10 protein-coding genes and 1 tRNA gene are annotated in these 10504 nt (G+C 67.6%); 7 read left to right on the top strand and 4 right to left on the bottom strand.

Annotated features, from left to right (window positions below; genetic code table 11):
- The first annotated feature begins 103 nt into the window (after nt 1-103).
- Nucleotides 104-925, top strand: coding sequence for an endonuclease/exonuclease/phosphatase family protein (locus ACK4I0_RS02205; RefSeq protein WP_409607560.1), 822 nt, complete (start codon nt 104-106; stop codon nt 923-925).
- Here ACK4I0_RS02205 and ACK4I0_RS02210 read toward each other — a convergent pair.
- A complete protein-coding gene (locus ACK4I0_RS02210) occupies nt 912-1265 on the bottom strand; it encodes an ArsC family reductase (RefSeq protein WP_409607562.1) in 354 nt (117 codons plus the stop codon). The genes ACK4I0_RS02205 and ACK4I0_RS02210 overlap by 14 nt on opposite strands.
- 148 nt (nt 1266-1413) lie before the next feature.
- Between ACK4I0_RS02210 and ACK4I0_RS02215 the strand changes: the two genes are divergently transcribed.
- Entirely contained in the window at nt 1414-2502 is a 1089-nt protein-coding gene (locus ACK4I0_RS02215) for an ABC transporter ATP-binding protein (RefSeq protein ID WP_409607564.1), read from the top strand.
- Nucleotides 2503-2516: 14 nt separating this feature from the next.
- Here the strand turns inward: ACK4I0_RS02215 and ACK4I0_RS02220 are convergent, their stop codons facing one another.
- From ACK4I0_RS02220 to ACK4I0_RS02230, 3 genes are all read right to left on the bottom strand, one after another.
- A complete protein-coding gene (locus tag ACK4I0_RS02220) occupies nt 2517-4325 on the bottom strand; it encodes an aminopeptidase P family protein (RefSeq protein WP_409607566.1) in 1809 nt (602 codons plus the stop codon).
- 47 nt (nt 4326-4372) lie between these two features.
- Complete coding sequence (locus ACK4I0_RS02225) at nt 4373-4855, bottom strand: hypothetical protein (protein ID WP_409607568.1); 483 nt, start codon at nt 4853-4855, stop codon at nt 4373-4375.
- A gap of 87 nt (nt 4856-4942) precedes the next feature.
- On the bottom strand, nt 4943-5809 hold the full coding sequence (locus tag ACK4I0_RS02230; protein ID WP_409607570.1) for a 50S ribosomal protein L11 methyltransferase: 867 nt from the start codon (nt 5807-5809) through the stop codon (nt 4943-4945).
- An 84-nt stretch (nt 5810-5893) separates the two neighbouring features.
- Between ACK4I0_RS02230 and ACK4I0_RS02235 the strand changes: the two genes are divergently transcribed.
- The 5 genes from ACK4I0_RS02235 to ACK4I0_RS02255 all read left to right on the top strand — a co-directional run.
- Nucleotides 5894-6427, top strand: coding sequence for a hypothetical protein (locus ACK4I0_RS02235; protein ID WP_409607572.1), 534 nt, complete (start codon nt 5894-5896; stop codon nt 6425-6427).
- A gap of 480 nt (nt 6428-6907) precedes the next feature.
- Nucleotides 6908-8197, top strand: coding sequence for a dicarboxylate/amino acid:cation symporter (locus tag ACK4I0_RS02240; RefSeq protein ID WP_409607574.1), 1290 nt, complete (start codon nt 6908-6910; stop codon nt 8195-8197).
- A 71-nt stretch (nt 8198-8268) separates the two neighbouring features.
- Nucleotides 8269-8343 (top strand) — tRNA-Val (locus ACK4I0_RS02245).
- Between the two features lie 86 nt (nt 8344-8429).
- Complete coding sequence (locus ACK4I0_RS02250; protein ID WP_409607576.1) at nt 8430-10106, top strand: lysine--tRNA ligase; 1677 nt, start codon at nt 8430-8432, stop codon at nt 10104-10106.
- Between the two features lie 120 nt (nt 10107-10226).
- Nucleotides 10227-10504: glycine zipper 2TM domain-containing protein (locus ACK4I0_RS02255; RefSeq protein WP_409607579.1), on the top strand; the 278-nt coding region annotated here is incomplete at its 3' end.

The following is a 10504-nucleotide window of genomic DNA, read 5'->3' on the forward strand; positions in this document are numbered from 1 at the left end:
CACAAGAGGCGCCCGCCGGCGTGTTCAGATGCGGCGAGCGACGTGAAACTTTCGTAAGGCGGCTGAAACCGGTTACATCAGTCGAGGTACAAGGAGCTTCGCTATGCTGAACCGCCGCACCCTTCTCGCCGCCGGCGCCGCCCTGCCCCTGGTCGGCTGCGCCACCATGACGCCGCGCGGGGGTGGCGATCTCCGGGCGCTCAGCTTCAATATCTGGCACGACATGCAGGACTGGGCCGCGCGCCGGCCGCTGCTGATCCAGGCGGTGCGGGACGCCGATGTCGATGTCATCGGCCTGCAGGAGGTTCTGGAAGACGCCGCCAAGGGCCTGCCGAACCAGGCCGACACCCTGGCCGAAGCGCTGAACGCGGCGGGCCTGGGCGAATACCGCGTGGTCTTCTCCTCCACCGACGCCGAAGGCGCACCGCGCCGCTATGGCAACGCCCTTCTCAGCCGTCTGCCGATCGTGTCGCATGACATGAAGCGGCTGGCCCCTCTGGACGATTCGCGCACGGCCCTGCGGGCGGTGATCCAGGTGGGCCAGCGCCAGGTGACCGTGGTCAACACCCACTTCCACCACACGCCCGAAGGCGGGGCCATTCGCGCGACCCAGGCCGCAGACCTGCTGTCATGGATTCCTCAGGACGGCGCGCCGCTGATCATCATGGGCGACTTCAACGCCCCGCTTTCGGATCCGGGACTGGCCTCGTTCGGCCCGCCGCGCTTCATCAGCGCCCTGCCTGACGGGGCCGTGGAGACCACGCTCAACCCGGCCAAGGGCCACGACCGTCGCGTCATCGACCACATCTTCGTCGAGCCCGAAGCCTTTGTGGTTCGCGGCGCCCGCCTGATCGGCGACCGGCCGACCGACGGCGAATATCCGTCCGACCACTTCGGCGTGGTCGCCGACCTCAGCCTGCGATGAAGGCCGCGTAGGCGTCAGGCTTGAAGCCGACAAGGCTGTCGCGCCCGTCACGCTCCAGGACTGGTCGTTTGATCATGGACGGGTGCTCCAGCATCAGCGCGATCGCCTTGTCGGCGTCCAGCGCCTGACGCGCCTCGTCCGGCAGCTTTCGAAACGTCGTGCCTGCCCGGTTCAGCACCGTCTCCCAGCCGTGAGCGGCGATCCAGCGTTCGAGCATCGCGCGCTCGACGCCCTGTTTCTTGTAGTCGTGAAACGCGACATCGACGCCGTTCTGCTCCAGCCACGTCCGCGCTTTCTTGACCGTGTCGCAGTTGGGTATGCCGTGGAGGGTGTAGGTCATGCTTGAGCCTCGCCTTTGATCGCGGCGGGTTTGGCACGGGAGAGCCGGCCTGTCAGCCAACAGCGGCCGCAGCGCCCTCTTCCCCGTTGATCCCCCGATGTAACCGGTTACGGTGCGCCCCAAGAAAGTTCTGGGTAGGAAAGTCCATATGGCTGAGGTCCGACTGACCGGCGTGCGGAAAAGCTTTGGCGCCGTCGAGGTGCTGAAGGGCGTCGATCTGTCCATCGCCGACGGCGAGTTCGTGGTGTTCGTCGGCCCTTCGGGCTGCGGCAAGTCCACCCTGCTGCGCACCATCGCGGGCCTGGAGGAAACCACCGATGGCGACATCGAGATCGGCGGACGGCGCGTCAACGACCTGTCGCCGTCCGACCGCGGCATCGCCATGGTCTTCCAGTCCTACGCGCTTTATCCGCACATGAGCGTGCGCGAAAACATGGCCTTCGGCCTTAAGCTGGCCAAGACTGACAAGGCCGAGATCGACCGGCGCGTGAACGCCGCGGCCGAGACGCTGAACATCACCGACTATCTCGATCGCAAGCCCAAGGCCCTGTCCGGTGGTCAGCGCCAGCGTGTCGCCATCGGCCGCGCCATCGTGCGCGAGCCGCAGGTGTTCCTGTTCGACGAGCCGCTGTCGAATCTGGACGCGGCGCTGCGCGTGCGCATGCGCTACGAGTTCGCCAGCCTGCATCAGCGGCTGCAGACCACCATGATCTACGTCACCCATGATCAGGTGGAGGCCATGACGCTGGCCGACCGCATCGTGGTGCTGTCGGCCGGCCGCATCGAACAGGTCGGCGCGCCGATGGAACTGTACGAGCATCCCCGCAACCTGTTCGTGGCCGAGTTCATCGGCAGCCCGAAGATGAACCTGATCCCCGCCGTCGTGGTCGAGGCCTCGGCCACGGGCGCGGTGGTGCGCACCTCGGCCGGTGAGACCCTGCGCGCCGACGTCGACGCCTCCAGGGCCAAGGCGGGCGACCCGGTCACGCTGGGCATCCGTCCCGAACATCTGGCGCTTGAGGGTGACGGCGGCCGGATCGCCACGACCGCCGCCTTCGTCGAAACCCTGGGCAACGCCACCTACGCCTATGTGCGTCACCCTGACGTCGAGGACACGCTGACCGTCCAGATGTCCGGCGATGTGCGGCCGACGACGGGCGATGCGCTGAACCTGATCGTGCCCGCCGCCCGCGCCCACCTGTTCGACGCCGAGGGTGAGGCGTTCAGGCGGCTGTAAAGTCCCCCTCTGGCTCAGAGCGGCGCCGTCTGCGTCCTGAGCCAATCGCCGACCTCGCCGGCCAGCAAAGGCCCGACCTTGGACTGAACCTCGGCGTGATAGGCGTCGACATAGGCGCGCTCGTCAGAAGTCAGCAGATTGACGTCGATCAGGCGGCGGTCGAACGGCGCCAGCGTCAGCTGCTCGAAGCCGTGCATGGGCCGCTCGCCTCCGGCGATGGCCTGCGGCGCGGTCACCACCTGCAGCGTCTCGATGCGGATGCCCCAATGGCCTTCGCGGTAGTAGCCCGGCTCGTTGGACAGGATCATGCCGGTCAGCAGCGGCTGGCTGTTCGGCGCCTTGGCGATGCGCTGCGGCCCTTCGTGGACGCCCAGATAGCTGCCGACGCCGTGCCCGGTGCCATGGTCGTAGTCGAAGCCCTGCATCCACAGCGGCAGTCGCGCCAGGGCGTCCAGCTGATGCCCCGTGGTCCCGGCGGGAAAACGCACGACGGCCATGGCGATGTGGCCCTTCAGGACCAAGGTGTACATGCGCCTCTGATCCGCGCTCGGCTCACCGACGGCCATGGTACGGGTCACGTCGGTGGTGCCATCGAGATACTGGCCGCCGCCGTCCACCAGCAGCAGCGAACCCTTCTCCATCCGCCGGATGGTGCGGCTGACGGGCTTGTAGTGCGGCAAGGCGCCGTTGGGGCCCGACCCGGCGATGGTGTCGAAGCTGAGGTCCTTGAGCGCGCCGGTTTCCTCGCGGAATCGCTCCAGCGTCTCGGCGATCTCGCGCTCGTCCGGCAGGGTCTGCTGAGCGGTCGTGTCGACCCAGTGCAGGAAGCGGGTCAGGGCCGCGCCGTCGCGGATGTGCGCCTGGCGACTGCCCTCGATCTCGACGGAGTTCTTGGCGGCGCGCGGGATGGCGCAAGGATCGATGGCGCGAATGACCTTGGCGCCGCCGGCCTGCAGCCGGTCGAAAACCCAGGCGGACGAGACGGCCGGATCGACCAAAACGCGTCGGCCGGAAAGGCTTTCGAGCGCCGAGGCGAAGGCGTCCGACGCCTCAATCTCCACCGCCTTGCTCAGCCAGCCCGGCAGTTCGTTCGTCACCTTGCGCGGATCGATGAACAACTGCGCCGTTCCATCGGCGCGAACGAGGGCCTGCGCCAGCGGCAACGGCGTGCGGATAACATCGCCGCCGCGGATGTTGAACAGCCAAGCGATCGAGGACGGCGCGGTCAGCACCGCCACGTCCGCGCCCTTGTCCTTCAGGCTCCGACCTATCCGCGCGCGCTTGTCCGCGCTGGTTTCGCCGGAATAGCGGTCCTCATGCGGGACGACGGGCGCTCTGGGCTGTTCGGGCCGCCCTTCCCACGCTTCATCCAGAGGGTTGCTGTCGACCGGCTTCAACTCCGCCCCGGCCTTGGCCGCAGCGGTCTCTAGCGCCGCCAAGGCATCAGGGCTGTGCAGCTTCGGGTCGTAGCCGATGACCGATTCGGCCGGCACGCCTTCCAACCAGGCCGCAACGCCGCCGTCGGTCAGGTCGAGGATCTCGAACTGTTTGGCGTCGACTTGGGCCCTCACCTGAACCGTGTAGCGTCCATCGGCGAACACCGCCGCGCGATCCTTCAGCACCGCGCCCGCGCCCGCCGAGCCGGTGAAGCCGCTCAGCCAGGCCAGCCGCTCATTGGCTTCAGGCAGATATTCATTCTGATGCTCGTCCTCGTGCGGGACCAGAAAGCCGTCCAGGCCCTGGGCGGCCATGCGGGCGCGCACAAGCGGCAGGTGCTTTTCGCCGAACGAGGGATCGGTGGTTTCGTCGAAGGTCTGTCTCATGGCGGGAGGCCTAAACCCCCTGCTCGTTGACCTCAACCCCGCCGGCCTCAGGGCTGGGGCGCGGTCGGCGTGATCACTACCGGCCCGGTCGCGGCCTGGGGCGGCGGCAGGGCGGTGCGGGCGCTGGCCTCGGCGGCGCGGGCTTCCGAGGCGCGCGCCTCGGCTTCGGCGCGGGCGGCATCGGCTTGCGCGCGGGCGGCATCGGCCTGGGCCAGAGCGACGCCCTGAGCGGCCCCTGACTGGATCTGGGCGGCCTGCCCCTGCAGCGCGGCGCGGTCCGCCTCGGCTTGCGCCTGCATCGCCTCGGCTTCAGCCAGGCGCGCGGCCGCCATGGCGTCCTGATCCGACCCATTGCCGTTGGCGAGGATCCAGATCACCGCCAGCAGCACCCCGCCGGCAAGAATGCCGGCGATCCACCAGCCCAGATTGCTCTCGCGGTCGGGGCGCACCACCACGGTTTCGGTATGCACCTGTTCGACATAGGCCGGGCCCTCGACGGGCCGGTTTGGATCGTTGTCGTAATGGGTCACGGCGGCTCCCTCCTTGAAGCACTTGAAGCGTCGCCGTTGGAACGAGGCCAATAGGCCCCGGTTCCGCCGTTAACCCATCTGCCGGCCTCAGCCCTTGCGCAGCGCCAGCGCCGACCAAGCGTCGTGGTGAATGGTCTGCTCGACGACGAAGCCCAGGGGCCGATAAGCGTCCAGCACCCGCTCCTCCTGCGTCCTCAGCAGACCCGACAGGATCGCCACGCCGCCGGACTTCAGCGCGCCGGCGATCTCGGGCGCCAGTTCGACCAAGGGCGCGGCGAGTATGTTGGCGAACACCAGATCGTAGGGCGCGTGCTGCGCGATGCGCGGATCGCTAAGGCCGTCGGCGAAGTAGAAGTCGCACTTGGCGTCGTTGATCTCGGCGTTTTCGTTGGCGATGCGGGCCGAGGGCTCGTCGATGTCGGTGCCGACGGCAACGGGCGAACCGGTCTTGGCCGCCGCAATGGCCAGCACGCCTGTGCCGCAGCCGACGTCCAAAACCTTGTCGAAGCGCTCGGTCTGCAGCAGGCGGTCGAACGCCTCCAGGCAGCCGACCGTGGTCCCGTGGTGGCCCGTGCCGAACGCCGCGCCCGCGTCGATCTTCAGATTGATCCGCCCCTCGGGCACCTTGCCCTGATCGTGCGCGCCATAGACGAAGAAGCGCCCGGCCTCGACCGGAGGCAGGCCGGACAGCGACATGGCCAGCCAGTCTGCGTCGGCCAGCTTCTCGACCACGACCTCCAGGTCCTCGTAGCCGCGCAGCACGGCCTCCATCAGGTGGGCTTCCTCGTCGGAGGTGGGAAAGCCGTCGATGCGCCAGACGCCCTTGTCCTCGTCCTCCTCAAGGATCGAGTAGGTCGCGCCTTCCAGCGCGATGTCCGCATCGACGGCGGCGGCGGCGGCCTCGGCGGCGTCTCGCGGGCCGCGAGCGGTGATCTGGACGGCGGACTCTGACATTTCTCAAACCCGGTTATGATGGCGAATCACAGCTATCCGGCGCGGGCCGGGCGGCTCTCCAACAACCGAGGGGTCGGGGAAAACATGGCCAAGTCACCGTCTGCGTCGAAAACTGCGTCCGCTTCAGGCGCTTCCAAGCCCAAACCGGCGGCGAAGTCGAGCGCAAAGGCAGCGCCGAAGGTGGCCGCCGCCGAGACGGCGAAGGCCAAGTCGCCCGCCAAGGCCAAACCTGCCGCTGTGAAGGCGCCCCCCGTCAAGACTGCAGCGACAAAGCCGGCCGCGACGAAGGCTGCCGCCAAGCCCGCGGCGAAGACCGCGCCTGCGAAGGTCAAGCCCGCCGCCGCGGCGGCTTCGGCCAAGAAGAGCTCGACCAAGACAGCCACTGCAGCCAAGGCAGCGACGAAGCCGGCCGCGAAGGCCGTGGCCAAGCCGGCGGCCAAGAGCACGGCGACCAAGCCTGCCGCCGCCAAGGCTGCGGCGCCCAAGCCAGCCGAAACGCCCAAGGCCGCCGCAGTGGTCGCCCCGACGCCGGCTGCCGTGCCCACAGCGGCCCCCGCCCATAAGCCGGAAGCGAAAAAGCCGGGATTCTTCGCCAGACTGTTTGGTCTGGGCAACTAGAGACCAACGCCTCGTGTCAGGCCGTCGCCCCGAGCGGCGGCTTGACCTTGGGGAGGGCGACCTTCACCCTGCTGGTCTGGGAGGACGCGACATGCGCAGTTTTCTACTGATATTGGCCGGGATGAGCTTGACCGCCTGCGCGACACAGCCGCCCCGCGACGCTCGTATCCAGACCGCTCATGGTCCTGAAGCCTCGAGATGTCTGGACGCCGCCCGCACCGCTCCGCATGCGCCGGTTCAGCAATCAAACTGGCATCATCTGAGCGAGCCCAGCCTCATGAGCGCGCAATGGACTCTCAGCCGGACCGAGGTCGCGGCGCGAGAGCAGAATGAACTGTACCGAAAATGCATGGCCAGGGCGGCGGGCTGAATCCGCTCAGCCCCGGCAGAGGATCTTGCGAACCGGTATTCTGAACAGGTGCAGTTGCGGATTGCCGGCTTAGCCAACACATTGGCGATCTGACAGCCGAAGGCCTCCCCATGCTTCGTCGCTTCTTCGCCATCCCCCTCTGGCAGCGCACCTTCGGCGGCCTCGCCCTTGGAGTGCTGGCCGGCCTGATCCTGGGGCCCGCAGCAGAGACCTGGCTGCAGCCAATCGGCGACGTCTATCTGAACCTGATCCGCATGGTGGTGGCGCCGCTGGTGCTGTTCACCATCGCCTCCTCCATCGCCAAGCTGGGCGAAGGCGCGGGCGCCGTGCGCCTGGGCATGCGGACCATCCTTTGGTTTGCCCTGACCTCCCTGCTGGCCGTGCTGGTGGGCATCGCCTTTGGCCACCTGATCAATCCCGGCCTGGGGCTGTCGGACCTGCCGCTGGGTGAAGTGACCGAGCGCGAGATTCCCACGCCGCTCCAGGTGCTGATCGGGGTGGTGCCGACCAACCCCTTCGCCGCCCTGGCCGAAGGGCGCATCCTGCAGATCATCTTCTTCTCCGCCCTGGTCGGCGCCGCCCTGGTGGCGCTGGGCGAGCGGGCGGCCGGCGCGCGCCGGCTGATCGACGAGGGGGCCTCGATCATCTTCCGCATCACCCGCTGGGTGATCCAGCTGACGCCGTTCGGCGTCTTCGCCCTGATCGGATCGGTGGTCGGCGGCTATGGCTGGGAAGCGCTGTTGCCGCTGGGCAAGTTCATCATCGCCATCTACGCGGCCTGCCTCTTCCACATCCTGGTGGTCTATTCCGGCCTGCTGAAGCTGCACGGCCTGAAGGTCACGTCCTTCTTCCGCGGCGCCTTTGCGGCCCAGCAGACCGCATTCGCCACCTCATCTTCGCTGGGCACCCTGCCCGTCACCCTGCGCCAGACGGTCGAGCGGCTGGGCGTGCCCCAGGCCTACGCCTCCTTCGCGGTGCCCCTGGGCGCCAACGTCAAGATGGACGGTTGCGGCGCCATCTACCCGGCCATCGCATCGATCTTCATCGCCCAGTATTTCGGCATCGAGCTGACCCTGACACAGTACGTCCTGATCGGCCTGACCGCCGTGCTGGGGTCGCTGGGCACCGCCGGGGTGCCCGGCACCTCCATCGTTATGCTGACGCTGACGTTGTCGACGGCGGGCCTGCCGCTTGAGGGCATCGGCTACATCATCGCCATCGACCGCATCATCGACATGATGCGCACGGCCACCAACGTCACGGGCCAGATGCTGGTGCCGGTCCTGGTCGCCAAGGAGGAAGGCATCCTCAACGAGGACGTCTACGAGGGCCGCGTCGCCTGGCTGCCGGGCGACCCTGACGAACGCGCCATGGAAACCGGTCCCGCCGCCGGAATCTGATGTTGCAAGGCCGGGCGACGCGGGCTATGTCCGCGCCTCCCGACGGCGTGACTTCATCGCCGTTCCAGGCTGGATGCGTAGCTCAGCGGGAGAGCACCTCGTTCACACCGAGGGGGTCACAGGTTCAATCCCTGTCGCATCCACCATTTCTCCTGCCTTAATCGTAAACTGACGTTCGTAGGCACGCGGGCCGCCGTTGACCGGCGGCGGCGGAACCGTCAAAGCCCGTGCCATGCTTCAGAACCTCGAGACCCTCGCGCGCGACGCCAAGTCCTGGCCGTTTGAACAGGCCCGCAACCTGCTGGACCACGTCCTGAAGAAGCGGCTGTCCGACGCCGACCGCGCCGCCGCCCGGCTTCTGATCGACGCGGGCAAGGCCAACGAGGCGCTGGCGACGTTCGAGGCGCTGCAAAAGCCGGTCGTTCTGGAAACCGGATACGGCCCCTCGGGCCTGCCGCACATGGGCACTTTCGGCGAGGTGGCGCGCACGACCATGGTGCGCAACGCCTTTCGCGCCCTAACCGGAGATTACTGGCCGACACGCCTCATCGCCTTCTCCGACGACATGGACGGCCTGCGCAAGGTTCCCGAGGGCGTGCCCAATCCGGATATGCTGCGCGAGGACCTGCACCTGCCGCTGACCAAGGTGCGCGATCCGTTCGGCACGCACGACAGCTTCGGCGCGCACAACAACGCCCGTCTGCGCGCCTTCCTGGACTCGTTCGGCTTCGACTACGAGTTCATGAGCTCCACCGAGACCTATCGCTCGGGGCAGTTCGACGAGGTTCTGCTGCGGGTGCTGGAGCGTTTCGACGCCATCCAGGCGGTGATGCTGCCGACGCTGGGCGAAGAGCGGCGCGCCACCTACTCCCCCTTCCTGCCCATCAGCCCGATCACCGGCCATGTGCTGCAGGTCCCGACGCTGGAGCGCGATGTCGAGGCCGGAACCATCACCTTCGACGACCCCGCGGGCGGCCGCACGACCGTGCCCGTCACCGGCGGCCACGTGAAGCTGCAGTGGAAGCCCGACTGGGCCATGCGCTGGACCGCGCTGGACGTCGACTACGAGATGTCGGGCAAGGATCTGATCGAATCCGTACGCGAATCGTCCAAGCTGTGCCGCGTCATGGGCGGCGAGCCGCCGGTCGGCTTCAACTACGAGCTTTTCCTCGACGTCGAGGGCAAGAAAATCTCCAAGTCCAAAGGCAACGGCCTGACGATGGAGCAGTGGCTGCGCTACGGCACGCCCGAGAGCCTGTCCTGGTACATGTTCCAGTCGCCCAAGTCGGCCAAGAGCCTGCACTTCAACGTCATCCCGCGCGCCATCGACGACTACCTCAGCTTCATCGACCAGTTCCGCGCCCAGGAACCCGCCAAGCAGGTCGACAACGCCGTCTGGTCGATCCACGCCGGCGCCCCGCCCCAGGTCGCCAGCCCGGTCAGTTTCGCCTTGTTGCTGAATCTGGTCGGCGTGGCCAATGCGTCGAACAAGGACCAGCTGTGGGCCTATATGGCGCGCTATCTGCCCGAGGCGACGCCGGATAACGAGCCGGTGCTGGACCAGCTGATGGACCGCGCACTGAACTATTACGAAGACTTCGTGCGGCCCACAAAAACGTTCCGGGTGCCTACTGAACAGGAAGCGGTCGCCTTCCGTGACCTGGCCGCCCGCCTGCGCGCTCTGCCCGCCGACACGACAGACGGCGAACTGATCCAGGGCGAGGTCTATGCGGTGGGCAAGGCGCACGCCTTCCAGCCGCTCCGCGCGTGGTTCGCCGCGCTGTACGAAGTGCTGCTCGGCGACAGCCAAGGCCCTCGCTTCGGCTCGTTCGCCGCCATCTATGGCCTGCCGGAAACCATTGCCCTGATCGAAAAGGGCGCGGACGGAGAGCTGGCCGACAAAGCCTGACGCCCGTCAGCTTAGGGCGGGCAATCAATATGAACGCAATCTGACAGACGGCCTCCGACAGCCTTCAGCTTCACCCTGCCAATCTCCCCTCATCGACGAACTCGATGACAGGAGAGAGCCATGTCGAAGACCTTCAACTCCGCCCTTGCCGGCGTCGCCATGGTGGCGGCCCTGGCCGCCGGCGCCGTCCCCACCGCCGCCTCGGCCCAGCAGGCCAACGGCATCACCAACTGCGACGCCCCCGGCGGTCGTCAGCAGGCTGGTGCCCTGATCGGCGGTCTGATCGGCGGTCTGGCCGGCAGCCGGGTGTCCAGCAATGAGCGGGCCCTGGGCGCCGTGGTCGGCGCCGGCGCGGGCGCCGCGGCCGGGGGCAACATCGGCAGCAACCAAAAAACCAC

This window comes from Brevundimonas sp., from assembly GCF_046295775.1.
Classification (GTDB): Bacteria; Pseudomonadota; Alphaproteobacteria; order Caulobacterales; family Caulobacteraceae; genus Brevundimonas.

Bases quoted from the DNA above. Each gene is read 5' to 3' on its own strand.
- ACK4I0_RS02220 (WP_409607566.1), bottom strand. From the start codon at position 4,325: ATGAGACAGACCTTCGACGAAACCACCGATCCCTCGTTCGGCGAAAAG.
- ACK4I0_RS02205 (WP_409607560.1), top strand. From the start codon at position 104: ATGCTGAACCGCCGCACCCTTCTCGCCGCCGGCGCCGCCCTGCCCCTG.
- ACK4I0_RS02250 (WP_409607576.1), top strand. From the start codon at position 8,430: ATGCTTCAGAACCTCGAGACCCTCGCGCGCGACGCCAAGTCCTGGCCG.
- ACK4I0_RS02215 (WP_409607564.1), top strand. From the start codon at position 1,414: ATGGCTGAGGTCCGACTGACCGGCGTGCGGAAAAGCTTTGGCGCCGTC.
- ACK4I0_RS02230 (WP_409607570.1), bottom strand. From the start codon at position 5,809: ATGTCAGAGTCCGCCGTCCAGATCACCGCTCGCGGCCCGCGAGACGCC.
- ACK4I0_RS02240 (WP_409607574.1), top strand. From the start codon at position 6,908: ATGCTTCGTCGCTTCTTCGCCATCCCCCTCTGGCAGCGCACCTTCGGC.
- ACK4I0_RS02235 (WP_409607572.1), top strand. From the start codon at position 5,894: ATGGCCAAGTCACCGTCTGCGTCGAAAACTGCGTCCGCTTCAGGCGCT.
- ACK4I0_RS02210 (WP_409607562.1), bottom strand. From the start codon at position 1,265: ATGACCTACACCCTCCACGGCATACCCAACTGCGACACGGTCAAGAAA.